This window comes from Akkermansia muciniphila (assembly GCF_030848305.1).
GTDB lineage: Bacteria > Verrucomicrobiota > Verrucomicrobiia > Verrucomicrobiales > Akkermansiaceae > Akkermansia > Akkermansia muciniphila_A.
Genome location: NZ_CP114598.1, coordinates 2211858 through 2236757, shown reverse-complemented (window position 1 = coordinate 2236757; position 24900 = coordinate 2211858). Strand labels below are relative to the sequence as shown.

At 57.3% G+C, this 24900-nt stretch carries 22 protein-coding genes; 12 read left to right on the top strand and 10 right to left on the bottom strand.

Annotated features, from left to right (window positions below):
• The first annotated feature begins 195 nt into the window (after positions 1–195).
• The 3 genes from O4G22_RS09770 (at position 196) to icd (ending at position 2584) form a co-directional block, all read left to right on the top strand.
• Complete coding sequence (locus O4G22_RS09770) at positions 196–483, top strand: YkvA family protein (RefSeq protein ID WP_297404192.1); 288 nt, start codon at positions 196–198, stop codon at positions 481–483.
• Positions 464–1198, top strand: a complete 735-nt coding sequence (locus O4G22_RS09765; RefSeq protein ID WP_306701666.1) for a DUF4230 domain-containing protein — start codon at positions 464–466, stop codon at positions 1196–1198. The genes O4G22_RS09770 and O4G22_RS09765 overlap by 20 nt, the downstream gene beginning before the upstream one ends.
• Before the next feature lie 138 nt (positions 1199–1336).
• Complete coding sequence (gene icd, locus O4G22_RS09760) at positions 1337–2584, top strand: NADP-dependent isocitrate dehydrogenase (protein WP_288926924.1); 1248 nt, start codon at positions 1337–1339, stop codon at positions 2582–2584.
• A gap of 144 nt (positions 2585–2728) precedes the next feature.
• On the opposite strand, the gene O4G22_RS09755 is transcribed toward icd, so the two are convergent.
• Genes O4G22_RS09755 through nrfD form a run of 5 tightly spaced genes read right to left on the bottom strand, consistent with a single transcriptional unit; the run spans position 2729 to position 8838 of the window.
• Entirely contained in the window at positions 2729–5056 is a 2328-nt protein-coding gene (locus O4G22_RS09755; protein ID WP_306701665.1) for a c-type cytochrome, read from the bottom strand.
• Positions 5053–6285, bottom strand: a complete 1233-nt coding sequence (locus O4G22_RS09750) for a hypothetical protein (protein ID WP_306701664.1) — start codon at positions 6283–6285, stop codon at positions 5053–5055. The genes O4G22_RS09755 and O4G22_RS09750 overlap by 4 nt, the downstream gene beginning before the upstream one ends.
• Positions 6282–6944: a c-type cytochrome gene (locus O4G22_RS09745; protein ID WP_306701663.1), complete on the bottom strand. Its 663-nt coding sequence runs from the start codon at positions 6942–6944 to the stop codon at positions 6282–6284. Before O4G22_RS09745 ends, O4G22_RS09750 begins: the two co-directional genes overlap by 4 nt.
• Positions 6941–7501, bottom strand: coding sequence for a quinol:electron acceptor oxidoreductase subunit ActD (locus O4G22_RS09740; protein ID WP_306701662.1), 561 nt, complete (start codon positions 7499–7501; stop codon positions 6941–6943). Before O4G22_RS09740 ends, O4G22_RS09745 begins: the two co-directional genes overlap by 4 nt.
• Positions 7498–8838, bottom strand: a complete 1341-nt coding sequence (gene nrfD / locus O4G22_RS09735) for an NrfD/PsrC family molybdoenzyme membrane anchor subunit (RefSeq protein WP_306701661.1) — start codon at positions 8836–8838, stop codon at positions 7498–7500. Before nrfD ends, O4G22_RS09740 begins: the two co-directional genes overlap by 4 nt.
• A gap of 260 nt (positions 8839–9098) precedes the next feature.
• Between nrfD and O4G22_RS09730 the strand changes: the two genes are divergently transcribed.
• The gene (locus O4G22_RS09730) at positions 9099–10112 is read left to right on the top strand and encodes a chorismate-binding protein (RefSeq protein WP_306701660.1); all 1014 of its coding nucleotides are present in this window, start codon (positions 9099–9101) and stop codon (positions 10110–10112) included.
• Between the two features lie 40 nt (positions 10113–10152).
• Here the strand turns inward: O4G22_RS09730 and O4G22_RS09725 are convergent, their stop codons facing one another.
• Entirely contained in the window at positions 10153–12540 is a 2388-nt protein-coding gene (locus O4G22_RS09725; RefSeq protein WP_306701659.1) for a glycoside hydrolase family 31 protein, read from the bottom strand.
• Positions 12541–12769: 229 nt separating this feature from the next.
• Here O4G22_RS09725 and O4G22_RS09720 point away from each other — a divergent pair, with 229 nt between their 5' ends.
• Together O4G22_RS09720 and O4G22_RS09715 are read left to right on the top strand one after the other, a co-directional pair.
• On the top strand, positions 12770–14068 hold the full coding sequence (locus O4G22_RS09720) for a glycosyltransferase (protein ID WP_290488711.1): 1299 nt from the start codon (positions 12770–12772) through the stop codon (positions 14066–14068).
• Positions 14069–14120: 52 nt separating this feature from the next.
• Positions 14121–15308: a glycoside hydrolase family 57 protein gene (locus tag O4G22_RS09715; RefSeq protein ID WP_094137085.1), complete on the top strand. Its 1188-nt coding sequence runs from the start codon at positions 14121–14123 to the stop codon at positions 15306–15308.
• A gap of 162 nt (positions 15309–15470) precedes the next feature.
• Here O4G22_RS09715 and def read toward each other — a convergent pair whose 3' ends face one another.
• From def to O4G22_RS09695, 4 genes are read right to left on the bottom strand one after another with little or no spacing between them, the layout of a single operon-like run.
• The gene (def, locus tag O4G22_RS09710) at positions 15471–16019 is read right to left on the bottom strand and encodes a peptide deformylase (RefSeq protein ID WP_094137087.1); all 549 of its coding nucleotides are present in this window, start codon (positions 16017–16019) and stop codon (positions 15471–15473) included.
• Positions 16020–16050: 31 nt separating this feature from the next.
• Positions 16051–16479 (bottom strand): ExbD/TolR family protein, encoded by a 429-nt coding sequence (locus O4G22_RS09705; RefSeq protein ID WP_306701658.1) that lies wholly within the window; start codon positions 16477–16479, stop codon positions 16051–16053.
• Positions 16480–16486: 7 nt separating this feature from the next.
• Positions 16487–17119 (bottom strand): MotA/TolQ/ExbB proton channel family protein, encoded by a 633-nt coding sequence (locus O4G22_RS09700; protein ID WP_094137089.1) that lies wholly within the window; start codon positions 17117–17119, stop codon positions 16487–16489.
• Between the two features lie 38 nt (positions 17120–17157).
• Complete coding sequence (locus tag O4G22_RS09695) at positions 17158–18375, bottom strand: hypothetical protein (protein WP_306701657.1); 1218 nt, start codon at positions 18373–18375, stop codon at positions 17158–17160.
• A 191-nt stretch (positions 18376–18566) separates the two neighbouring features.
• On the opposite strand from O4G22_RS09695, the gene O4G22_RS09690 reads away from it, so the two are divergent.
• The 6 genes from O4G22_RS09690 (at position 18567) to O4G22_RS09665 (ending at position 24839) form a co-directional block, all read left to right on the top strand.
• Complete coding sequence (locus tag O4G22_RS09690; RefSeq protein ID WP_290488718.1) at positions 18567–19070, top strand: single-stranded DNA-binding protein; 504 nt, start codon at positions 18567–18569, stop codon at positions 19068–19070.
• Positions 19071–19302: 232 nt separating this feature from the next.
• Positions 19303–20559 carry a phosphoribosylamine--glycine ligase gene (gene purD / locus O4G22_RS09685; RefSeq protein ID WP_094137130.1) on the top strand — a complete coding sequence of 419 codons (1257 nt, stop codon included), beginning with the start codon at positions 19303–19305 and terminating at the stop codon, positions 20557–20559.
• 30 nt (positions 20560–20589) lie between these two features.
• A complete protein-coding gene (locus tag O4G22_RS09680; protein WP_306701656.1) occupies positions 20590–21189 on the top strand; it encodes a DUF1287 domain-containing protein in 600 nt (199 codons plus the stop codon).
• A 188-nt stretch (positions 21190–21377) separates the two neighbouring features.
• Positions 21378–23000 carry a formate--tetrahydrofolate ligase gene (locus O4G22_RS09675; RefSeq protein ID WP_306701655.1) on the top strand — a complete coding sequence of 541 codons (1623 nt, stop codon included), beginning with the start codon at positions 21378–21380 and terminating at the stop codon, positions 22998–23000.
• 26 nt (positions 23001–23026) lie between these two features.
• Positions 23027–23944, top strand: coding sequence for a 2-dehydropantoate 2-reductase (locus O4G22_RS09670; RefSeq protein ID WP_102735849.1), 918 nt, complete (start codon positions 23027–23029; stop codon positions 23942–23944).
• 19 nt (positions 23945–23963) lie between these two features.
• The gene (locus tag O4G22_RS09665; RefSeq protein WP_306701654.1) at positions 23964–24839 is read left to right on the top strand and encodes a hypothetical protein; all 876 of its coding nucleotides are present in this window, start codon (positions 23964–23966) and stop codon (positions 24837–24839) included.
• Positions 24840–24900: the final 61 nt, after the last annotated feature.

Sequence of the window (24900 nt, the reverse complement as noted above, 5' to 3'; positions counted from 1 at the left end):
CTCTTGCCGATGACAATGCAGGGAAAAGGGATACCCGCACAGCGCAATCGCCGCAAACGCTGCATCCTCTTAAAGCGTAAGAAAACACACACCCGAAGGGAAGCCGGTAATTGCTCTGGACGCAGCCGGGGGCGCATGAGATAATGACGGAAGAGTAACCCTTCCATTTACGGCAAATTCCCCCCCTGCAGCCCCATGAAAAACAGGTTTCCCATTCCACCCAACGGCTCCAGGCAACAACTCCTGGTCAGAGCTGTCAATTACTTCCGCAGCCGGGAAGGAGAACCGCGCCTTTTCACCAAACGCAAGATTGTTCTCCTCATCCTGACCGCTCTCTACGCTTTTTCCCCCATTGACTTGATTCCGGATTTCATTCCCGGATTTGGACAAATAGACGACCTGACCGTCATCGCTTTCACTTTCCTGGCCCTGTTCATGCCTCCCATCAGGGAAGATGGCTCCCATGAAGATCCGGAATCCTGAATTCCGCTACGCGCAACATCTCATGAGCGGTTCCTCCACCACCTTTTTCCATTCCCCCGCTGTCGTCGCCCTGGCCAGGGGAGCCGTTCTGATCGGTGTGCTGGCCGTATTGTTCTGGGGTGTGCGCTCCTGCATCACCGCCCCGGTGGAAAAGCCGATGGCTGTAGCGGAAAAACTGATTGACGCCGGCAGGGAAGCGGGCCTCACCCTGATCAATAAGGGTTTTTCCTCCAACCACGGCGGCGTGGCCCTGATTGTGCAGAAGGATGAAAAAGTGGCCAATCTGGTTACCGTGGAACGGACTTTTGAATATGAATACCGTTACTCCACCACCTGGTGGTGGAGCAGGAAAACGCTGATTCTGAAAGCGGCCTACCGCGCCCATGGGGGCATCAATCTGGAAGGGCCCGAACCTCTTCGGATTATCATTCCCGCAGGAAACAAAGGCCCCATTACGGCGGAGGGCCTTCATGGAACGCTGATTTCCTGCGAGATGGTGGAGGGTTCCCTGCGCATTGTGAAGGACGACGCCGGCATCTGGAACAGGCTGACTTCCGAAGATGCCGCCATTGCCGTCAACCAGCTGAACGAAAACGCCCGGAAGCATATCATGGAGAGTGGCTTGAAACATCAGGCTGAAGAAAATTTCCTCAAACGCCTCCGGGAAGAAGCCGGTCAGCCGGAAGAACCTTCCGGGAAGGACCGCTGGTTCTGAGACATGCGCATGGGGTAGGAGGAAAACATTTCCAAGTCCGGTTGCTTCAGGAGCCGGCAAAGCTCCACGAAGCACAGTTCCCCATTCCGCTCTTTTATCTTGCCAAACCGGGCTGCGTCCTATAAAGGAACGCACGTCATGGCCAATTTAACATTCACCCCTCCCGCGGACGGTGCAGCCGTCACCATGCAGAACGGCAGGCTTTGCGTTCCGGACAGGCCCGTCATTCCTTTTATCATCGGTGATGGAACCGGTCCTGAGATATGGGCGGCGGCCTCCCGTGTCATTGACGCAGCCGTAGCCAAGGCTTATCAGGGCAGGCGTTCCATCGCATGGTATGAAGTTTTTGCCGGGCAGAAATCTTTTGACAACCTGGGCACCTGGCTTCCGAATGAAACGGTGGAAGCTTTCCGCACGTACCTCATCGGCATCAAAGGCCCCCTCACCACTCCGGTGGGCGGAGGCATCCGCAGCCTGAACGTCACGCTGCGGCAGGATCTGGATCTGTTTGTCTGCCTGCGTCCCGTGCGCTATTTCAACGGCATTGAAACTCCCGTCAAAGCTCCGGAAAAAGTGGACATGGTCGTTTTCCGCGAAAACACGGAAGACATCTACGCCGGAATCGAATTCAAGGAAGGCACGGAGGACGCCAAGCTGTTTTTTGATACCATGAGCCGCATTTTCCCGGACCGCATGAAAAAGGTGCGTTTCCCGGAAAGCTCCGGCTTCGGCATCAAGCCCGTTTCCCGTGAAGGCACGGAGCGCCTGGTGCGCGCCGCCATTGACTATGCCGTGAAAAACGGAAGGAAAAGCGTCACGCTGGTGCATAAGGGCAACATCATGAAATTCACGGAAGGCGGCTTCCGTGACTGGGGATATGATGTCGCACGGCGGGAATACGGCGCCCTCCCCATAGGGGACGGCCCCTGGCTGAAGCTTCCCAACGGAATCGTGATCAAGGATTGCATTGCAGACGCCTTCCTTCAGGAAATTCTTCTCCATCCGGAAAACTTCGACGTGGTAGCCACGCTGAATCTGAACGGGGATTACATCTCCGACGCCCTGGCGGCGCAGGTCGGCGGCATCGGAATCGCCCCAGGAGGCAACATCAACTACCTGACGGGGCATTCCATTTTTGAAGCTACGCACGGCACCGGGCCGAAACTGGCCGGACTGAACAAAGCCAACCCCAGCTCCGTCATCCTGTCTGCGGAGATGATGTTGCGCTACATGGGCTGGACGGAAGCCGCCGACCTGCTGATTCAGGCCATCGACCGGGTAATTTCCGAAAAAACGGTCACGTTCGACCTTGCGGAAATGATTCCCGGTTCCACGGAACTTACCTGCTCCGCCTACGGGGACAAGCTGGTGGAAGCCCTGAGCTGACCTTTTCCCAAACCTCTTTCATCAGGCTGCCTTCCGGCATATGGTTCGGAGGGCAGTCTTTTTTGTTGCAGCGGCCCCCAGCCCCCCTGTCTCTCTCCTCTTCTTTCAGAACAGTCATGAAGCGGCTATCGAAAGTCCGGACCGTCACAGCTCCCGGCGAATGGCGTCCATCTGTTCCGGCGTATAGGCCGCTCCTTCCACGCCTCCGAACTGGCGGCGCAGGAATGTGAGGAGGTTGGCCAGATCCCGGGAATTCGTGATGCCGGGCGGCAGCATGGTGGAATCCCATGCCTTGCCATTCACCGTGATGGGGCCGGTCAGCCCCTGGAGGATGATCCTGACGATTTCCGCATCAGGCTTTTCTTTCAGCCATTCGGAGCCAGCCAGGGGAGGATAGGTTACCCTGTCTCCCAGGCCGTCGTTGCCGTGGCAAATGGCGCATTTGGAGAGATACACGCCTTTCCCCTTTTCCATGACGGCAGCGGCGCGTGCTTTTTTCAGGCGTTCCATGTCCACGGCGGGAGGATGGGCGGCATAATCCGGGTGAATATGGGACATTCCCGGGGAAGAATGAATACGGTCGCGTTTCCGGGAAGGCTCCACCCTTCGGAGGGAAGCCAGGTAGTTCAGCAGATGCTTCCCCCGTTCCGTGGGAATCAGTTCCCGGCCCGGTTCCATCCGGACGGGGAGGGCCTCCGGGGAAGGAGCATTCCCTTCTACGGGGCGTTCCTCAAACAGTCCGGGCATGGCCGGACACACAGTCCAGGGCTTGTTGAACTGCATTTCCCGCGGGTTGTAAAGATGCAGGGCCAGCCATTCCCGCGCCTGCGCGGCGCGGCGCGTGCCGCCGGACACGGCATCCTCATATTCCAGCCTGCCTGTGATATACTCCGCAGCATTGCTTAAATCCGGCCCAACCGCCGCTACACCTACCTGCGGCGCTCCTTCCCTGTTGAATTCGGCATCCATGTCTTCCGGCTCACTAACCCGGTAGGGGAAATCCGGATCCGTCCCGCGGTCAATTGCCGTCTGCCAGTCTTTTCCGGACAGGGAACGCCGGATAATCTGGGTATGGCACAGGGCACACCCCTCCGCGGCATAAATACCGGCGCCAGCCGCATCCTGAACGGGTCTCCTGACCTCCATGGAATCCGGAGGCGGAGCATGCAGGAAAACGGCCGCAGCAGCAGCCAGCGCCACAACCGCCGCAACGGCTGAAATGAAGAAGAAGCGCGGCAAAAACGGAGGTTCCGGCTCCCGGCTTCCGTCTTCCTCTTCCACAGGCCGCCACAGGCAGAGGCTGCCCGCCAGGCAAAAAGCCATGGCAACGGCGTGGACGCAGGCAGCCATGCCCACCCAGCCGCTCATCAGCTCCGCACGACGCGCCTCAGGAAAAGCCTGAACATCCAGGACGGCAAGCACGCCTACGGCATACGCCAGAAACACGCCGCAGACGCCTGCGCCCAGTAGCCGCCATGCCGCAGGGAAACGTCCGGGAGCCTTCCCCCCTGCCATCATCAACACTCCGGCCCCCGGCAGAATCCATAATTCCGGCTCATGCCACGCAGACAGGGAAAACTGCATCAGCTCCGGCGCACCTGCAACAAACACGTTCCATGCCGCCAGCAAGGCAAGCAGGGAAACCCCGGTCTTCATCCATATTCCTGTCTTCGTACCGGATTTCATCCAAAAAAGCGCCGCCGCCACAACGGCGGGAAGAACGGCGCACCAACACCAGACGGTACCGGCCTCCACCAACATCCACGGCACGGGAACCCCCTGAAGCCCCCCCAGCCCTCCGATCACCGGCGCCGCCGCCAGAACCAGGGCCATCCAGACGGACAGAATTCCAACTGTCCCCCCTTGCCCCATATCCAGCCGGAGCGCCGCCGCTCCCAGGGCAGCAAACATCAGCCCGCAGGACAGGCTCCCCCCCAGGGCGGAAACATCCAGCAGGCCATTCATGGATAATCCCTGCGTATATCCCAGCACCAGAAGGGCCGCAGCCACGCACCCGGCGGAAGAACTGAACAACAGCCGTACAGGCCACGGAAACGGCCGGAACCATGCGAGACACGCCGCCCCTGCGGAAAGGAAAGCGAAAACCGGACAGACCCACCAGTCAAAAGGCATCAGGAGCACGCCGCTCCCATTCCCCGCGGCAATGGTCGCCACCCCCAGCGCGACGCAGGCATGCCAGAGCCATTCTGCGGGTTTCCTCCACCGGCCCCCGCTTCCCGCCGCAACAGAAAACAGGACGGGGAGGGCCCAGCCGTACACCAGCATGCCGTAGAATGCGAACATGAGACGGCCGGCCGGCCACGGCAAAGGCCCTTCCTCCACCAGACCGGAGGCGTACGCCAGCGACCACAGGAAACCCAGCATGAAAGCACCTGCCAGCCAGAACAAGGGGAAAAACTCTCCCGGACGGCGGAGAAACAGAAAAAAAACGGCGGGGGTACGGTTCATCATGGTTTGGGAAATACCCTGCGGACGCTCAAGGCCCCCAGGAAGGAAAAACAGCAGATCAGGCCCATTCCCACCAGGAGCAGGACGAACGGAAGCCATGCCTTCCACGCGGCAGGGTTCAGCCCAAGGCCTGAGCCGAACATCCAGCACGCTTCCAGCAGGGAGCCCAACAGCACTCCGGCGCATACGGCGCCCAAAGCGGACGGACGGCGTCTCAACGCGGGAAACAGCAATATGAGGAAAGGAAGCAAAAGCTGAAGAATGAGAGCCGCGGCCAACATCCCGGACCAGCCGGAAGAAGCGGCGTCTTCATAAAAGGACATTTCAGCCGGAATGGAGGCGTACCAGGTAATCATGTACTGCGAATATACAATATAGGCTTTCACCAGAACCATGGCCGTCAGCATGCCTCCCAGGCGGGGCCAGGGCAGCTTCTTCCCTCCGTCCAGCCGCTTCAGGAGCACGGCGGACAACACAGCGAACGCCAGGGACGCCAGCAGAACATATGCAATCATGTATACGGGGAACATGGAAAGAACGTTCTTCCCCGTCCCTCCCAGCATGTCCACCCCCAGCAGGCCCAGCATCATCACCGTCACGATCATGCAAAAGGCGGCAGAGCCCCGGCGGAAGGAAGGCTGCCAGACATTTTTTTCCGCAACCAGCGTTTCCCATACCTGGGCCAAGCTCCAGGAAAGCGCCGCAACGCCCCCCACGCGCACGTACAGCCATGCAGGGTTCCACCATGAGAAGTCAGCCAAATCAAGAACGCCAAAGGCCTGGACGCCGGGAGAGGAAACATCCGCTACCCCCCAGTAGCGGGCCGCTTCCGGAAAAATCACGGTAGTCAGGCAGCCGACCGTTCCAGCCAATACCAGAACACCGGGTAAAAACCCCCAACACCCCGCCGCCAGCACCCTTCTCAGCGCGATCCCCCAGCCGGAACCCGTCAGTGAAGACAGGCAGAGCCAGAACAGGCACCCCAGACAGAGGCCGGAGCCGAAAACGCCTGCGGCCATTCCGGCAGCGGCGAACGGCCTTCTCAATTCCTGCAGCCTTTCCCCGGCAACCGTCATGTCGTCCCAGGGCATGGCCGTAAAAGACTGGCGCATCAGCACGCACCACAATAGAACGAAAAGTATCCACAGGGAGAGGGCTGCGGAACGCCCGGCCCAGCCGAATGCCGGACGATCCCGGCGTTCCCTGCCTGTTGAAGATGTATTGCTGTTCATGGATGCTGTTCCTTCCGTTTAACGGCCGGTTCTTCCGGCGGCGCTTGCAAATGGCGGACAAACGCCGCCAGACACCAGATTTCCCGCGCCGTGAGAATGTTTCCGAAAGCGGGCATGTTCCCCTGCCCCGACCGAATGCTCCTGAACATTTTTCCTGGGGAATAGGAAGCGTACTTTTCATCCCGGAAGGAGCCTATTTGCGGATAGGTGTCATAAGCGGCCATGCTGCCGCGTCCGTCTCCGTCCTTTCCATGACAAACGGCGCAGTGCGCCAGATAAAGCGCACGCCCCTCCGCCTGCACGTCGCGGCTGCGGGAGATGCCGCCCAGTTCCAGAGGCATGGAATCCTCCTCTCCGCCCTGCATGCGGCCGGAGGAAAAATAGGAACCTTCCGCAGCAAAGGAATCCCGGTCGCCTTCCCGTTTCCAAGCCGTTCCGACGATGCCCAGGGACTGCGCCACGGAATGGGGGGGCGTCAGACGGGTTTTCCGGCCTGCGGGGGCAGAAGGCATCCCCACCTGCTGGGCATCCGCCAGAGGGCGTTCATTCATATTGTCAAACAGACGGGGAGCGGCATTTCTCCCATCGTCGTCTCCCGCCAGAAACCAGAACGCTCCCAGCAGAACCAGGGTGGCTGCCGCCATAATGCCGCCTCTCATGGCCAGCCTCCTTTCCCATGAACATGCTCGCGGGCATCCGGATTCAGGGCCTCAACCAGGGCGGCGGAACGCTCTTCGCATCCACCTTCCAGCAGAATAAAGTACCCGTTTCCGTGCTCATCCGTCCTGAAAAAATCACACTCGAACGCCCAGTCATGCCACTTCGGAAGAAGAGCCCCCCTCAGGAATCCGGCGGCGGTCAGCAATCCGGCCCCCAGCAAAGTACCCTCAAACAGGGGCGGAACGTATGCGGGCCAGTTGTCCCAGCCCTGCACCCTGCCCTGGGTCACAAGGGGATCCGCGCAGAACTGCGTCCAGTAAAGCCACAGGGCCACGGCCAGAAACCCGCAGACGCCGCCCGCAGCGGCCCACAGCCGGATGCCTGCGCCCACGGCCCTCCCGGCGTGTCTGTTGGCAAGCCGGACGGCGGCGCAAGGATAAGGGGCGCAAACTTCCCAGCGCAAATTTTCCTCCTTCACCAGCATGCGGACGGCCTGAAGAAGCGCCTTCTCCGAACCGAAGGAAAGCACCCAGCCGGAAATGACGGCCTTCTTCATGCCCCGCCCTCCTTGTTCAGGGATTGCTGTTCCCGCACGTCGCACAGGGAAAAGAACGGAGCCACACGCACCAGCGCCATATACAGGGCCATAAACAGCCCCACGCTCCCGGCCATCATAGCCAAATCCGTCACGCTTGGGAAATAATCTCCGATGTTGGCGGCAAGCAGAGAGGCCTTCAGGGAATTCACGACAATCCAGAAACGTTCCATCCACATGCCCGCAAGCACTCCCAGAGCCACGGCGGCAATCACCCGGCGGTTGGTTCGCAGAGGGCGGAACCAGAACAACTGGGGCAGCGCCACGTTCCCGGCAACCATGACGATGATGAACACGGCATTCACGGGATTTCTGCCCGGAAACGGCTCCGGAGCGCCTCCATTCAGAATAGCGGCCAGATGCTCCCACAAATACATGGCCCCCATCACCAGGCTCAGGGCCAGCACCAACCGGGAACTTAAATCCAGAATGGCCGGAGTAACGGCCTGGCGAATGCCGCTGCCGGCCATCAGACGGCTCACCCCCAGCAGAATCAGCTGAACCATCGCCATACCGCTGAGGATGGCCCCTCCTACGAAATAGGGCGGGAAAATGCTCAGGTGCCACCCCGGCACCTGAGTTACGGAAAAATCGAAACTCACCACGGAATGAACGGATACCACGAGCGGAGTCAGAATAACCGCAAAAAGCAGACTGGCCTTTTCATAGGCGCGCCACTGGCGCCCCGTACCCTGCCAGCCCAGCGCCAGCCACCCGTAACGGCGCCTCAGACGCCCCTTGCAGCAGTCCCTCAGTAGCGCGAAATCCGGCACCAGGCCGATATACCAGTACAACAGGGAAAGAAGAAAATAGGTGCTGACGGCCATGACATCCCACATCAAAGGAGAGGCCATATCCGGCCAAATTCCGCTCACTTCCGGCAGGGGGGAAGCCATCCACGCCATCCAGACACGCCCTACGTGCACTACAGGGAAGACGGCGGCGCAGATGACCGCGCACAGGGTCATCTGTTCCGCTCCGCGCGCAATCGGGCTTCTCCATGACTGGCGCGTCAGCAGCAGGACGGCGGAAATCAGGGTGCCCGCATGCCCCAGGCCTATCCAGAAAACAAAATGCACAATGTCCAGCCCCCATACCACGTTATTATTCACCCCCAGCACGCCTGCCCCCTCTGCAGCAATGCGCCAGGAACTCCACCCGATGCCCCACGCCGCCAGCAATGCGCTGGCGAGAAACACGCTCCACCAGACAGGCCCCGGCGGCTTCCGCACCTCTGCCAGCATAGCCTCTACCGGAATATCGGCGGAGGGAACTGCTGGTGCTGGTCTGTTCATCATCTGCATAGGGACGCAAGCTCGTTAAAGCTTACTTGAGCGCTTTTTCCCGTCAATTCAAAAGGGGAACGCACGTGACATGGCGCACGGCTTCAGGAAACAGAGGCAGAATTCCCTTCGGGCAGGGAAAGATAAGCCACCCTCCTGCTTCTTCAGCGGCAGGGAAAAGGCCCATGGGAACCGTTACCCCCGCTTCATCCGCACTTTCACAAACATTCAAATAGCTGGAATTCCCGGCCACGGCATTTTAACATGAATGGCGCATGGACATAAAAACGCTGACTTCCGGAGCCCTGATCAAGCACCCTTCCCGCGGCCTTCTGCTCGGAACCGGGCCTTTCCGGGAATCAGTGGAACCACCGGATTCCGGCCCCGCCTTTTATGTTGATACATTCCGTCTGGACGATCCGCGGCCATGGAAAATACCGGCAGCCCTTCTTTCTCTTTCACCGGAGGAAAGCCCCCTGCCGCCCGCTCCGGAAATCCGGTGGTCGGAACCGTCTCCGGACGCGTACGCGCAGGTTTTTGCGGAAATAATGGAACAAATCGCCACCGGGCAATTGGTGAAAAGCGTTCCGGCGATGCCTCAGTTCGGGGAAATGCAGCCGCCACACACCCCCCGGGAACTCATACCGCGGGCCATTAACAGCTCTCCGTCCCACTATCCCTACGCCTGGTGGACGGAACGGGAAGGATTCTGCGGAACCACTCCGGAAACACTGTTCCGCCAACAGGGCCGCCTCCTGGAGACAATGGCCCTGGCAGGAACGGCCCGTCCGGAAGATGTGGGGGTCTTCATCAACGACGACAAGGAAATCCGCGAGCATGAAATCGTGGCGGGCAGCATTCTTTCCCGCCTGTCCCCCTGCGGCAGCGTCACCAGAACGGCCCGCAGCGTGCTGAACCTCGGCACCCTGATCCACTTCGTCACCTACCTCACGCTGGAATCGGACGAACAGCACACTCCGGCCCACTGGATACGGCTGCTCCACCCCACCCCCGCCCTGGGATCCCAGCCCCGCACGGAGAAAACGCTCGCCCAGCTGGACGACTGGCGTTCACGCCTGCGCTGTCCGCTTCGTTTCGGCGCTCCGTTCGGGTTTCTGGATGACGGAGACTTCTTCTGCCTGGTAGGCATCCGCTCCCTGTACTGGCAGGGGCAAAAGCTCTCCCTCTGCGCCGGGGGTGGCGTCGTGGCATCCTCCACCCTGACGCATGAATGGCGGGAGCTGAAACTGAAGAGGGATACGGTCAGGCGCAGTTTCCGCCTTCCATGACAAATCCGCCGGGCGCCTCCCGCCCTTAACGGCAAAAACATCATTCCGTCGTCCAGCAAACGGAAAGCGCATCAAATTTATCCTTCACCGGTATCCTCCATACCCGGCCTTCCCTCGTTACGCTGCGGCAAGGAACGCCGTCCATGCATGCGCTGACGGAAATACCCGCAGGCAAGCCGTGCAAAACCACTTCTGCGGACTCATGGAATGCACAGGGATCTCCCTCGCAGTTCCAGTCCAGCTCCAGGGAATTGGAGCCGCCGCGGTAAAGGAACTCATGCACGGCGCATTCCCCGTTCCGGTATGCATACCCGTCCCCTGCATCCTCATACAAATGGGAGGCCACCTCCCCTTCCGGCGCCCACCATACATCCAGCGTCAGCGGCGGGCGAGGCAGTTCCCCTGCATATTGCTGCACCGGCCAATGGGGGACTACCGCCCCTCCGCGGACATACACGGGCAGGAAAGAAAGAGGGCATTTCACCCAGACATCCTTTCCGGTGTCCTCCATCAGGCTGTCCGTGTGATAGGAATACCAGACGCCCTCCGGAATGTAGAGAAACCGTCCGCCTTCCTGCGGCTCATGAATGGGAACGACGTACAGATGGTCGCCGAAGAAGTACTCCGCCCCCCGCCAGTAGGTGTCCTTGTTGGTAAAACATTGCAGGGCCAGGGAACGCAGCACGGGCATGCCCGTCTCCGCGTACCGGCGGAACTGTGTATAGATATAGGGAAGCAGGCGGTAGCGGCCCTCTATGGCGGCTTTCACGCAAGAGGTGACTTCCTGTCCAAACATCCATGGTTCCTGACCGCCGAACTCCCCGGAGGAATGATTGCGGAAAAAACCGTGGAAAGAAGCCATCTGCATCCAGCGGCAAAATAATTCCGGCGTGGGATGCCCCATGAATCCCCCCGCATCCGCTCCCGCGAAGGAAATGCCGGAAGCCGCAAGCCGCTGGCACTGGAAATTGGCCAGCTTCAAATGTTCCCAGTTGGACCGGTTGTCCCCTGTCCATGTGGCGGCAAAACGCTGCAGCCCGGCAAAACCGGACCGGGACAGCAGGAAGGGGCGCCGGTCCGGAGCATGACGCTTCATGCCCAGCCAGGAGGCTTCCGCCATGCACTGCCCGTAAATGTTATGGGCCTTCTCATGGGAACAGGGCATGCCGTCATATTCATGCCGCGTATCCATCGGGAAAGTGCGGTCCGGAAAAACGACAGGTTCGTTCATATCGTTCCAGAGGCCTCGCACGCCAATTTTCCCAATATCCCGGCTGAACAGGCCCGCCCACCAGCCGCGTACGGCCGGAGCCGTAAAATCCGGGAAATTGCAAAGCCCCGGCCATACTTCCTCCGACAATAAATTGCCTTCCGACCGGCGGCAGAAATAATTGCGTTCCATCCCCTCTTTCCAGACCGGATTGGCGGGGTTGACCTTCACGCCGGGATTGACAATCAGGACCGTCTTCACACCGTCCTTCTCCAGGGCGCGAACCATTCCTTCCGCGTTGGGAAAATTCTGCCTGTCCCACGTAAACCCCTCTTTTCGTTCCATGTAATGATGGTCCAGATGCACGGCATCGCACGGAATGCCCAGGCTCCGGAAGCGTTCCACCAGGTTGTACACGGCCTTGTCCGGATAATAGCTCCACTTGGACTGATGGTACCCCAACGCCCACAAAGGCGGCAATTCAGGCGTACCGGTAAGGCGCGTATAAGCGGAGATGATGTCCAGCGGGCTGCGGTCGTAAATGAAATAATAATTCATCAGGCCTCCGGAGGCCCCAAAAGAAAGAACCTTTTCATCCGCCGCGCCGAAGTCGAAGAACGAACGGCACGTGTTGTCAAACAGCAGGCCGTACGCCTTCCTCTCCCGCAAACTGAGGAAAAAGGGAATACTTTTGTAAAGGGGATCCGATTCCTCATGAAAATCATAATGGTCCGCTCCCCACATGGAGAAATACTTGCCTCTCAGGTTCAAGGCGCACGGCTTGTCTCCAAGCCCGAAAAAATGCTCCGTTTCCTGAAGATTTTTCCGTATCCATACCCGGGCGTCTCCGGTCCAGTCCTTGCTCTCCCGGCCAAAGCCGCCCTCATCCGTCAGCAGGGGCTCATCCGTGGCAATATCGTAAAAATCCACCTTTTGCTCTTCCGGGCGGATGCGGATGCGAAGCAGGGACGTTTCAACGACATGCGCTCCGGACTCGTCATACTCACGGATTTCCGCTCCCGGGGCGGAATAACCCGGGCTGACGGCATAACTTGGCTCATCTTCCGGCACTGCCCCGGGGAAGTACGTTACCCGGACAATTCCGGCATCAGCAAGACACACGCTGAGAGTTATTTTGGAAACCGCATTCGTGTACTCCCATTTGACGAAACGCCCCCGGAGAGGAGTTTTTTTTCGTCGTTCAGGGATATTGGACACGGTGCACATCGAAGCCGGGCGGAAGAGAGAATCAAAAGCGTTCAGTCCAGACTAAATCAATTTCATGACGAACGCAAGATTGAACTAATGCAGCGCTTTTCTTTTCATTATTAGAGTAAAATTATTCATAATAATCTAGACCGAACATGAAAAATCTGGTTTTATTGCGTTGGTGCACAACACGGCACGAGTCCGTACCCTTCCCGACACCGACAAACCACATCAACCGATGAGCACAATTCGAGTTCTTACATTAGGATGGGAATTCCCGCCCCTGGTTAACGGAGGGCTGGGCATTGCCTGCCTGGGTCTTTCCAAGGCGCTGGCAAAAAAAGTGGATTTAAGGGTAATCGTTCCCAAGGCCGATCCTTCCGTTCTTTTTGACGGATTCCAGCTCACCGGTCTCAATAACGTCTCCTACCGGGAAGTGGAACAAGTGGACCGGAAATATTCCTATGACAGCTTCGCCCTGGTGGAGCACGCCCCCATTGAACTGGATCCCTATACTACCGTGGAAGGAAGCTCCGGAGTAGTGAAGTTCACCAAGGAAGGCCGCATCACCTTCTCCAAAACTCATGAAGCCGACCTCCAGCTGTTTAGAAACAAGGAAGACCTCTACGCCGGAGATCTGGCCCTGAAAGTCATTCAATTCTCAAAAATAGCGGTAAAAGTCGCCCTCCAGCAGGATTTCGACATTATCCACGCCCACGACTGGCTGACCTACCTGGCTGGCGTGGAAGTGAAAAAAGCCACGGGCAAGCCCCTGGTGGTGCATCTGCACGCTTCCCAGTTTGACCGGGCCGGAGCGGATGCCCGCGGCTGGATTTACGACATTGAAAAATTCGGCATGGAACAGGCGGATGCCGTTATCCCGGTCAGCAAATACACGGGGACCATCGCCAGCGGGCACTATGCCATTGACCCCCATAAGATATTTCCCATTCACAACGGAGCGGATCCGGTCAAAGTTTTCAAAGGCAAGAAGAAATTCCCGGAAAAACTCGTGCTGTTCCTGGGGCGCCTGACGGCGCAGAAAGGCCCGGGATTCTTCCTTCAGATTGCCGCCAAGGTTCTGGAACAAACGGACGACGTCCGCTTCGTTATGGCCGGCACGGGAGAAAAACTCCGCCAGTTGATTGAATCCGGAGCTTTCAAGGGCGTGGGCGACAAATTCCACTTCACCGGTTTCCTGAACAAGGACAAAGTCAATGAACTCCTCTCCATCACGGACATCTACTGCATGCCTTCCGTATCGGAGCCATTCGGCCTTTCTGCGCTGGAAGCGGCCCAATTCAACATCCCCGCCGTGATTTCCAAGCAGTCCGGCGTAGCGGAAGTCATGAAGGGAGCCCTGAAAGCGGACTTCTGGGACGTCAACAAGATGGCGGAGCATATCGTCCATCTCTGCACGGATGAGGAACTGTACCGGAAAGTAGTGGAACAGAGCACGGAGGACATCAAGGCCTCCACCTGGGACGCCGCCGCGGACAAGGTCATCCGGGTCTATGAACATGTGCTGAACCGCTAAAAACGCCTTTTTACCCTATTTAATAACTCTCAGCCCTCTCCCCCCTCCGTCCATGAGCAACATTTCCCTCACTTTCGTGGCTCATCAGCCTAACCGGCTGATTCATTATGACTTCTTCAAAATTGGAGAACACGCCTTTTATGAAGATGATGATCTGAATGCCCGCGTGCTCAGCACAGTGGCGGAACGCTGTTACTTCCCGGCAACCCGGCTGATGAAACAGCTTATTGAACTAACCGGGGGTAAATTCCGTTTTGGGCTGGCGCTCAGCGGAGTCATTCTGGAACAGGCCCTGTACCACAGGCCGGATCTGATTGCCGCTTTCAAGGATCTGGCGGAAACCGGATGCGTGGACTTTCTGGCAATGCCTTACTACAACTCCCTGGCCTCTGTTTACTCTCCTCAGGAATTTGCCGAACAGATTGAAGAACACCGGGAACTCCTCAAAAAACTCTTCCATCAGGAATCGGACGTCCTGATGAATACCGGCATGCTGTACTCCAATGCCATTGCGGCACAGGCGGAAACGCTCGGCTTCAAGGGCATCATGGCGGACGGCAACCCGGCCATGCTCAAGGGATTCACCAGCAATGAAGTCTTCCTGGCCCCCTGGGTGTATAACACCACCACCATCTTCCGCAACCGGGAACTCTCCAATGACCTGGCAATCATGCGGACTGATCCGGAATGGTCGGAATACCCTCTTTCCCCCACTACGTTCGCGGATTGGCTGACGCACCAGCAGGGAAGCGTCACTACCCTGTCCATGGATTATGAAACGCTGGGTGAACGCCAGTCTGACGCTACAGGCGTCTTCGAATTCTGGCGGACGATGATTCTTGCCTGCGTAGACGCCGGCAACCGGTTCATGACTCCGTCCGAAGTGGCGCGGGAAATCAAACCCGTTTCCGTCTGTGAATGCACCCAGGAAATGACCTGCTCCACTTTTGGAACCATGTCCCATTGGAACGGAAACGTCATGCAGGATGAAGCCCTCCGCAAAATCTACCGTCTGGAAAAACCGGTCAAGGCGGCCCATGACAAGGATCTCACCCACGTTTGGCGCAAACTTCAAAGTGCGGACCACTTCCACTACATGCAGAAGGAAAATTCCTTCACGCCGTATGCATCCGCCTTTGACGCATACATTTACTACATGAACGCCTTGGCGGATCTGCAAATACGCGTCAAAAGGGAATCCGGGAAAACGGTTCAGTCAAATTCGGAAAAAGCGTCCTGACCTCTTTTTTCCGAATACTGAAAATCCGGGTGGATTGCAGCCTGTTTGCCGGAAACATCATAGGATGATTCCCGGTTGCAAAAATTGTGTGGTTCCGGAATGCGGTCTTCCCTGCCCGCCTCTTTTGGATGCCATAAAGGCCTGAGGAGCTTCACGGGAAGTTTAATATCCCAACGCCAGACGCTTCAATTTGTTGCGCAGGGTAATCTTCTGTGCGGAAGAAACGCGCTCCACAAAAAGGATGCCGTTCAAATGGTCGCATTCATGCTGCAGGCATCTGGCCAGAAGGCCGTTGCAGTCAATCGTTATTTCTCTTCCGTCAATCAGAAGCACCGTAGCCTTGACAAAGTCCGGCCTCACGACGGAAGCGCGTATCTTCATCACGCTCAGGCAGCCTTCATGAAAAGGATGCATGGGGCCGTAAGGTTCCAGAACGGGATTGGTAAACATCAAGGGCATAATGTCGGAAAGTTCCTTGTCCTCTCCGTTCACTTTAAGCCAGGTGACGGACTCTTCCTCCTTCGGGATATCAATCACCACCAGTTGCATGGGAATGCTCACCTGGGGAGCTGCCAGGCCGATGCCCTCTGCGGCGTACATGGTTTCCAGCATGTTCTCCGCCAGCGTTTTCAGGCTGTCGTCAAAATGTTCTACGGGGCGGCATTTTTCCTTCAATACCGGATTTCCATACTGCGCTATTTCCAATAACATCGGGAGGGGGGATAATATATTGTTAAGGCGCTTACCGTGCGCCGGACTTGTTGATTTCTATTCTGGCAGGAACCTCCCCTGCGTCAATACCCACAGACGTCAGCGCATCCCAAATGCCGACAATGACGCCGAACTCTGCTTTTTTATCCACGTCAAGTTGCAATTTGACGCCCGGATTTTCCTTTTTCAAGGCCTCCAGGACAGCAGCCAGTTCATTCATCTCCACCAGCCTTCCATTCAGGGAAATGGCGGATGTCCCCGTCACGGCCAGAACGGCCCTCTGTTCGGAAGAAGTCTCCCCTTCCATGAATTCCGCACCGGGTACATCTATTTTAAGCAGGGACTGCGGCTTCTTCCACTGCGTATGGACAATGAAAAAAATCAGCAGAATGGTCAATATGTCAATCATGGGGACGATGGGTACCCCCATGCTCCTTGCTTTCTTGCGGTAAAACTGCATGGCCTTGTCAGCGTTGGGAATGATGGCAGCGGAAGGAAACCAGTCCCGTCAGCAAAACTTCCATGGAGGCGGAAATGCGCTCCAACTTGCGGGAATAATAAACATGGGCAATCACGGCCGGAGTAGCGATGGCGAGCCCGGCAATCGTTGTATTCAGCGCCTGGGCAATCCCCTGAGCGATCATGCCGTGACTATCATCCATTCCGAAAACGCTGAAAATCTGCACCAGGCCGCTGGCGGTTCCCAGGATGCCGAACATGGGGGCGATCATCACAATCATGTCCAGCAGGGGCAGGCCCGCCTGAAGCGTTACGAATTCCTTGCGGGCTTTCACCTGGATCATCTCCTTCAGGGAGGCTTCATCCTCCAGCGGGGAATTCAACGCATCCAGCACCAGGCGGCCCTCCACGGAATCCGAGTCCGCGGCAATTCTCTCCAATTCATTGCGCTCCACGGCACCGCGGGTGTATTGCTCCACGGCCCTGGTCAGCGCGGCAGGGCAAATAAAACTCTTCTTCATATTGAACATGCGGTAAATAACGGCCGCAATAAGAAGAACGGAACAGGCCGCCAGCGGGTACATGAAAACGCCGCCTGCCTGGAAGAATGTAATGCAGTCCTTAATCAAGTTCATCATCATATATCTGTGAATGGTATTTGTTGTAGAATGGTAGGTTGTTAAAAATTGAAATCGAAATACATTTCCAAAGAATCCCCCACAAGCATATTCCTGACCTCCGGGGGCATCGCAGGAAGCCTGGCGAGTTTGATGGCAAGAAAGGTAAAGGACTTCTGCACCTCGCTGGCTCCCACGCGGGAAGTCTGCCTCATGGAGGAAACCTTGCCATTCTTGTTAATCAGGATGCGGATGCGCACGGTTCCGGTAACAATCAGGTCGCGGTTCAAATCGCACTGACGGTACCACTGTTCCCCGATGGCCCGGTAAACGATCGCCTGGTACGTTCCCATAGGCGTAGCTTCCACATCCAATGTCGGACGGCGGCCAAAGCTGAATTTGCCGGTCTGCCTGGTCTTCCTCTCATGAGTCTTGAAGCCGGGCTGGCTTTCCGCATTAAACATGGGATCATACAGGGGCTGTTTCTGAACCGGTTTCGTATTGGGCACCAAACCCAGATCAGGAAGATTCAGGGGAGGATTGTCCGCTCCTTTCGCGATGCTCCTGGCCAGTTCTTCAAGCGGGTCCGGCTTCTCCGAATCTCCGGGTCTGGGCAACACTACCGCATGGGGAAGCTGCATGGCCCTCTCCTGTGTATGACGGACGTTTTGCTGGGCCGTTTTTTCCTCTTCCGATTTGCCAGGAATACCCTTTTTGACGGTAGAACGGGCCAGGGAATCGGGATGCCCGGCAGACGGCATGGACGGTTCCAGAGGCTGGTAGGGAACATTGGAGGAAGCTCCGGGGGAGGCATTTTTGTTGCCGTCCCATTCATGGCTTAAATCCCCTTCCTGCCTTTCCTGGTTAAAAAGGACAATCTCTCCGTTTTCCCGTTCCACGCCATCCTGGGCGGGCATGTCCCTGTCGCCGTCCGGATCCTTCCGGCCGCCTTCCGCCCGCGTGTTTCTGTCGCTTTGGAATTTGGGAGCTTCCGGCCTGGTGGCGCTTTCCTGCTCCTCATTGGTCTTCACGACAGCGGGCAGATATTCCGCTGGCTCTTGTTTCCGGCCCTCCAGTTGAGGTTCCACTTTCTTTACCATGCGCGCGCTTACAGCCACTTTCCTCCGCTCCGCTTCAGCCGGACGTGGGGAAGCCAGCCATTCTTCAGGAACCAGACAGCTCCCCGCCAGCAAAAACAGGTGCGCCAGCACAGACAGCAACAGGCATGTGCTCCAGGAAACCCGGAACAGTCCGTTTCGCCGCCGTTGCCTGAAACTCATGGAGGTAAAGTTTTCACGGTTCCATGACGAATGCAATGTAGAAAGGAGACATGATGAAGGACGATTCCGTAATTTAGTATTGCACAAAACCATGTGCAGGATCATACTTGCTAGCGACCAAACACATGCCTTGCCATAAACGGCAAGGCCCTTATCTTATATACCATACACCTCGTTAACACCCATCTTATATGGCCAATCTCAACAAAGTCTTCTTAATGGGCAACCTTACCGCTGATCCCGAACTGCGCTACACTCCCAAAGGAACCGCCGTTACGGACATTCGCCTTGCCATCAACCGTTACTACGCAGGCGACAACAGCGAACGCCAGGAAGAAACCACTTTCGTGGACGTTACCCTTTGGAACCGCCAGGCGGAAGTCGCCGGCAACTATCTCAGCAAGGGCCGCGGAGTCTTTGTGGAAGGACGCCTGCAACTGGATTCCTGGGAAGACAAGGCCTCCGGGCAGAAACGCACCAAGCTGCGCGTGATTGGAGAAAACATCCAGCTCTTCCCACGCGGCGGTGAAGGCGGCGATATGGGCGGAGCACCGCGCCAGCAGTACCAGAATGCTCCCCGTTCCAATAACTACGGACAATCCCGCCCGGCCCAGAACTACAACCCGCCCCCCATGCCCTCCTCCAATCAACCGTCCAACGACTTTGGAGACATGGACGACGAAATCCCGTTCTAAACGCAAATACCTCCTTTTCTTTTTACAGGCCGCCTTTCCTCCGGGTCAGGCGGTCTTTTTTATCATCACCTTCCCCATGAACAAACGGCAACGCCGTGCTGTGAAGGGAAAAAGGGATACAGCCTCATTCCCGGCAATGGAGAAAAAGCACGGGAACAACCGGACAAAAGGAAAAGCCTCACCGTTCATTTCAGCTTGGCAAAACCAGTCCGTCCCGGCATACTGGCGGCGTATGAAAATAGCCGTTATTGGAAAAGGTGGACGAGAACATGCACTGGTCAAGGCGCTCAAGGAATCTCCCTCCGCACCGGAAATGTTCTGTTTCCCGGGGAGTGACGCCATCAACCGTCTGGCTACCCCCATCCCGGCCAGGGATCTCCCCTCGCTGATCGACTGGATGGTTTCCAATAAAATGGATCTCTGCGTTGCCGGGGAGGAAAGCTATCTGGTCAAGGATGAAGGCCTGGCCAATGCCTGCACCCGTGCGGGCATCCCCTGCTGGGGACCGGTAAAAGAAAGCGCCCAGCTGGAAGCCAGCAAAGAATTTGCCAAGGACTTTCTGCTCCGCCACAACATCCCTACCGGGCAGGCCCGCGTAGCGGCCACATTGGAGGAAGCCCGGCAATTCATCGGAAACACCTATCCTACCGTGCTGAAATTTGACGGCCTGGCCGCCGGAAAGGGCGTAGCCGTCTGCATGAGCAAGGAGGAAGCCGACTCTTTCCTGAAAGAAGTATTTACGGACAGGCGCTTTGGTGAAGGGCGGCTGCTGGTGGAAGAATTCCTTACCGGGCCGGAAGTCTCCATCTTCGGCGCTCTGGTGGACGACCATTATCTTATTCTCTGCCCGGCACGGGACTACAAGCGCCTCAAGGAAGGCGATGCGGGTCCCAACACGGGCGGCATGGGAGCGGTGGCCTCCCGCCGGCTGGTGGAGCCGGAAATGCTGGAACGCATTGAAAAGGAAATCGTGGCCCCGACGGTAGCCGGGCTGAAAAAAGACGGACTGCCCTACCGGGGGTTCCTGTACTTCGGCCTGATGCTGACCCCAAACGGCCCCAAAGTCATTGAATACAACTGCCGCTTCGGCGATCCGGAATGCCAGGCTGTCATGCCCCTGCTCTCCGGAGACTTGGCCTCCTTCTGCCTGCATGGGGCCAAGGGAGAATTTACGCCGGAAGAAATTTCCTTCCAAAACGGCTGGAGCGTCTGTTGTGTACTGGCCTCCAAAGGATATCCGGAGACCTCCCATTCCGGCGACGCTATTCAGGGACTGGACGATATTTCAAATGCTTCCGTTTACCACGCCGGCACCAAATGGAATGCGGACAAAAACTGTTATGAAACCAACGGAGGCCGCGTCCTGGCCGTCGTGGCACAGGGGGACACTCTCTCCGAAGCGCGCCAGCGCGCCCACAACGAAATTAAAAAGATTCAATTTGACGGCATGCAACGCCGGCCGGACATCGGCTTTGCCAGCTTCGTCTGATTTTCCATCTCTTTCCTCCCCGTCTGCCCCATGAAACCGGCAGCCCTTCTCTCCTTCCTGTTTCTTTCCTGCTCCGCATGCCTGATGGCGGACAACGCCGCGTTGGCCGCCAAGGCGCGTGAACAGGTAGGAGTGACGGTTTCCTACAATGGAGACTATCAATCCATCCCCTACCCCAACGGGGATGTTCCCCTCGAAATGGGAGTATGCACGGACGTAGTCATCCGCGCCATGAGGGCTTTCAGCCTGGACCTTCAAAAAGCCGTGCATGAGGACATGAAGGCCCACTTTTCCAAATACCCTAAAATATGGGGGTTGAAAACGACGGACCGCAGCATTGACCACCGCCGGGTCCCTAATCTTCGTACCTTCTTTGCCAGAAAAGGCTGGGCCGTTCCCATTACGGAAAACGCGGCGCACTACAAGCCCGGTGACCTGGTTACATGGAACCTGTCCGATAGTATTCCCCACATTGGCATCGTTTCCGACCGGAAAACGAAGGAAGGCACGCCGCTGATCATTCATAATGTCGGCTCCGGAACGCAGGAAGAAGACTTTCTGTTCTCCCACACCATCACGGGCCATTACCGTCCCGTGCTGGCTGAAGGGAAACAGAAAGCGCACCCCTGATTCTTACCCCGTCTTAGCACAACCTGCCATCACGGGCATTTCAGGATATTTTCCCGGAGTTGCGCGGGTCATCCAAGGAAAGCCGTGGAACAGGCAGAAGACGGTTCTTGCCGCCTCATTGATTCATCCGGCCCGGAATGCCCATGAACCTTCTTGCCAAAAGAGGGGGCTTCCGTCATCATGTGCGCATGGCTACACCTGCATTCTCCGACTGTATCAACAAGCTGGGCGTCGATGAAAAAGACGTCATCCCCTTCGGCCGCAACAAGGCCAAAATTTCTCTGGACGTATTGGACAGGCCGGCAGCCCCCGGCAAACTCATCCTGGTATCCGCCATCACTCCCACTCCCTCCGGAGAAGGCAAAACAACCGTTTCCATCGGCTTGGCGCAGGGATTGCAGGCCATCGGCAAAAAAGTCTGCCTGGCGCTCCGGCAACCTTCCATGGGGCCGGTGTTCGGCCGCAAGGGCGGAGCTACCGGAGGCGGCAAAAGCTCCCTGACGCCGGCAGAGGAAATCAACATGCATTTCACAGGGGACTTCCACGCCATCACATCCGCCCACAACCTCATCAGCGCCATCATTGACAACGCCATGTTCTTCCACACGCTGAACATTGACGAACGCAAAGTCATATGGAAGCGGGTCATGGACATGAACGACCGTTCCCTGCGTTCCATCATCGTGGGGCTCAACAAACAGGGGTTCCCCCGGGAAACAGGCTTCGATATCACCCCGGCTTCGGAAATCATGGCGTGCCTGTGCCTTGCCACTTCCTACAAGGACATGGAGGAACGCATCAACCGCATCGTGATCGGATTCACCACGGATGACAAACCCGTGTTCGCAAGGGAACTGGGCATTACCGGTTCCGTCATGGCCCTGCTGAAAGACGCCCTGATGCCCAATCTGGTTCAATCCGTGGAAGGAGTGCCCTGTTTCCTGCACGGCGGCCCGTTTGCCAACATTGCCCACGGCTGCAACTCCGTGCTGGCCACCAGGATGGCCCTGCATTTTGGGGACTATGCCGTCACGGAAGCCGGATTCGCGTTTGACCTGGGTGCAGAGAAATTCCTGGATATCAAATGCCGCCAGTCCGGACTGGATCCGGCGGCCATTGTCATCGTAGCTACGGCGCGCGCGCTGAAGATGCACGGGGGCACTGCCCTGGCGGATCTGAAAAACACGGACGTGGACGCGTTGAAAAAAGGCCTTGCCAACCTGGATGCACATCTGGACGCAGCCGCCCACTACAAACGCCCCGTCGTGGTTGCCGTCAACAAATTCTTTGACGACTCCCGGGAAGAACTGGACGCCATCGTGAAACACTGTGCGGAACGCGGTATTCCCTGCGCCATTGCGGACATCTTCTCCCAGGGAGGAGAAGGAGGAAAAGACCTGGCCCAAATGGTAGTGGAAGCTTCGGACAAACACTCCGCTCCCTTCAAGCCTCTCTATGAATCCGCCCTGCCGGTGGAAGAAAAACTCAACATCATTGCCCGCAACATTTACGGGGCGGACGGTGTGGAATTGACGGCTGCCGCCAAAAAGAAACTGGCCCAGTTTGAAGCCAGCCGCCTGACGGACCTTCCCGTCTGCATGGCAAAAACCCAGAACTCGCTTTCCGACAACGGGCGCCTACGAGGACGCCCCACCGGCTTCACCATCACCGTGCGCGACTTTGAAATCGCCAACGGAGCCGGCTTCCTGGTGGCCCTCTGCGGGGAAATCATGCGCATGCCCGCCCTTCCCGTCTCACCGAACGCCATGCACATCTATCTGGACGACAAGGGCAACGTCCAGGGACTCTGAAAATATCACCAAACGCGCCGCACGCCATGAAAATCGCCATTCTGGGAGCCGGAGCCCTGGGCTGCTATTACGGAGCCAGGCTCCAGGAATCTGGCCAGGACGTATCCTTCATCGTACGTTCGGAATACGGCTATCTGAAAGAACACGGCCTTCAGGTGAAAAGCCTGCATGGGGACATCTCTCTGCCTCACATCAACGTTTACCGGGATACGGAGGAAGTCGGTCCGGTAGACCTCGTTGTAGTTGCATGGAAAAGCACGGCAAACGCCGGATTTTCCAGAGCCCTTCCCCCGTTGATGGGACCGGATACGACTGTTGTTACACTTCAGAACGGCATGGGGAATGCGGAGGAAATTGCCCGCATCATCCCGGCGGACCGTATCTATGTGGGCCTGTGCTTCATCTGCGCCATGCGGGAAAAACCGGGCCATGTCAACCATCTGGAAGGGGGCAATATCCAATTTGCCCCCTTCATCCCCACTCCGGAAGGGACTGAAAAAGCCAGGGAACTCTCCGAGCTGTTTGCCAATGCCGGCATCAAAACGCGCGCCTTCGACGCCGCAGAGCAAATCCAGTGGTACAAACTCGTCTGGAACATCCCGTTTAACGGACTTTGCCTTGCTCTGGGAGGCATCAGCATTGCGGAACTTTACCAAAACCCGGAAAACGTCATGCGGGCGCGCCGCATCATGGAGGAAGTGGTGCAGGCAGCCAAAGCCCGCGGCTACGCCCTGCCGGAAGATTTGGTTGAATTCCACCTTTCCCGTACGGAAACCATGGGGGCTTTCATTCCGTCCAGCGCCGTGGACTACAACGAAGGCCGCCCCGTTGAATACACGGCTATCTGGGGAGACCCTCTCTCCAAGGCCCGGCAAGCCGGAGCCTCCGTGCCGGAATGGGAACTTCTGGACAAGGCCATCCGCAAGCGCCTGAACATGAATTAGCCCGAACCAATTGCGAATCATGCTGAAGACCATCGTCATTTTCATCATTGCCCTGCTGGGCTTCGGCATGATCCGCCTGCCTTTGCAGAATCATATTCTGGAACAGGAAAAGGCGGCGGGGCTGCTGGATAATCCGGCAGAGTTTTCCTCTTCCGATTATCTGGAACAACAACTCGCCATGGTCTCCCTGGGAGGGTTGCGCTCCCTGGTAGCGGCCGTGCTGAGCATGGAAGCTTTCGACTGTTTCCTGATTTCCGACTGGGCCAACCTGGAACGCCGCTACAACCAGGTTACCGCTCTCGCTCCGCACTCCGATTTCTACTGGGACAACGGATCGTGGCATTTGGGCAATAACGCTTCCTCCAGTTATCTGGACAATAAACGTCTTTCTCCCATGGAACGCCGGGAAGGCTTCCGCAAATACATTCAAAAGGGGCGCCGCTTCCTGGAAAAAGGCATCAACGCCAATCCTGACAGCTGGTACCTTCAATCCCTGCTGGGCAACATGTACAGCGATACCTACCGGCAGCCGGACTTTGAAAAGGCGGCGGAAGCCTACCGCAAGGCACGGGATTTGGGAGCGCCTCCCCTTACGGCCCGCAAAGAATTTTATGCGCTCGTCCGTGTTCCTTCCAAATCCAGAGAAGCTCTGGAACTGGGCCGGGAGTTATTCAAGGATCCCCGCAACAGGACCCCCAGCCTGGTGAGTAATATTTTTGTTCTGGAAAACAGGCTGAACATACCGGAAAAGGAGCGCATTCCCTTCCGGGAACTGTTTCCTACGGATGAGATCGCCCGTGACCTGATGACCAGCCATCTGTCCAATTCCCTGAAGTATCCGGTAGACGGGCTGAGAGAAGCCCTGGAATCCTTGCCTCCGGCAAAAGGCGAGTAAAGTAAACAGACGCAAATAAGGGTACATGGGAGGGACGGGACCCTGTGCCGCAACCATGATT

What these genes read in the sequence shown, in the direction of transcription:
- O4G22_RS09680 (WP_306701656.1), top strand. Translation starts at nt 20,590, where the DNA reads ATGAAACCGGCAGCCCTTCTCTCCTTCCTGTTTCTTTCCTGCTCCGCA.
- O4G22_RS09670 (WP_102735849.1), top strand. Translation starts at nt 23,027, where the DNA reads ATGAAAATCGCCATTCTGGGAGCCGGAGCCCTGGGCTGCTATTACGGA.
- O4G22_RS09720 (WP_290488711.1), top strand. Translation starts at nt 12,770, where the DNA reads ATGAGCACAATTCGAGTTCTTACATTAGGATGGGAATTCCCGCCCCTG.
- nrfD (WP_306701661.1), bottom strand. Translation starts at nt 8,838, where the DNA reads ATGATGAACAGACCAGCACCAGCAGTTCCCTCCGCCGATATTCCGGTA.
- icd (WP_288926924.1), top strand. Translation starts at nt 1,337, where the DNA reads ATGGCCAATTTAACATTCACCCCTCCCGCGGACGGTGCAGCCGTCACC.
- O4G22_RS09745 (WP_306701663.1), bottom strand. Translation starts at nt 6,944, where the DNA reads ATGAGAGGCGGCATTATGGCGGCAGCCACCCTGGTTCTGCTGGGAGCG.
- O4G22_RS09730 (WP_306701660.1), top strand. Translation starts at nt 9,099, where the DNA reads ATGGACATAAAAACGCTGACTTCCGGAGCCCTGATCAAGCACCCTTCC.
- O4G22_RS09700 (WP_094137089.1), bottom strand. Translation starts at nt 17,119, where the DNA reads ATGATGATGAACTTGATTAAGGACTGCATTACATTCTTCCAGGCAGGC.
- O4G22_RS09690 (WP_290488718.1), top strand. Translation starts at nt 18,567, where the DNA reads ATGGCCAATCTCAACAAAGTCTTCTTAATGGGCAACCTTACCGCTGAT.
- O4G22_RS09750 (WP_306701664.1), bottom strand. Translation starts at nt 6,285, where the DNA reads ATGAACAGCAATACATCTTCAACAGGCAGGGAACGCCGGGATCGTCCG.
- purD (WP_094137130.1), top strand. Translation starts at nt 19,303, where the DNA reads ATGAAAATAGCCGTTATTGGAAAAGGTGGACGAGAACATGCACTGGTC.
- O4G22_RS09665 (WP_306701654.1), top strand. Translation starts at nt 23,964, where the DNA reads ATGCTGAAGACCATCGTCATTTTCATCATTGCCCTGCTGGGCTTCGGC.
- O4G22_RS09740 (WP_306701662.1), bottom strand. Translation starts at nt 7,501, where the DNA reads ATGAAGAAGGCCGTCATTTCCGGCTGGGTGCTTTCCTTCGGTTCGGAG.
- O4G22_RS09675 (WP_306701655.1), top strand. Translation starts at nt 21,378, where the DNA reads ATGGCTACACCTGCATTCTCCGACTGTATCAACAAGCTGGGCGTCGAT.
- def (WP_094137087.1), bottom strand. Translation starts at nt 16,019, where the DNA reads ATGTTATTGGAAATAGCGCAGTATGGAAATCCGGTATTGAAGGAAAAA.
- O4G22_RS09705 (WP_306701658.1), bottom strand. Translation starts at nt 16,479, where the DNA reads ATGCAGTTTTACCGCAAGAAAGCAAGGAGCATGGGGGTACCCATCGTC.
- O4G22_RS09755 (WP_306701665.1), bottom strand. Translation starts at nt 5,056, where the DNA reads ATGATGAACCGTACCCCCGCCGTTTTTTTTCTGTTTCTCCGCCGTCCG.
- O4G22_RS09715 (WP_094137085.1), top strand. Translation starts at nt 14,121, where the DNA reads ATGAGCAACATTTCCCTCACTTTCGTGGCTCATCAGCCTAACCGGCTG.
- O4G22_RS09695 (WP_306701657.1), bottom strand. Translation starts at nt 18,375, where the DNA reads ATGAGTTTCAGGCAACGGCGGCGAAACGGACTGTTCCGGGTTTCCTGG.
- O4G22_RS09770 (WP_297404192.1), top strand. Translation starts at nt 196, where the DNA reads ATGAAAAACAGGTTTCCCATTCCACCCAACGGCTCCAGGCAACAACTC.
- O4G22_RS09765 (WP_306701666.1), top strand. Translation starts at nt 464, where the DNA reads ATGAAGATCCGGAATCCTGAATTCCGCTACGCGCAACATCTCATGAGC.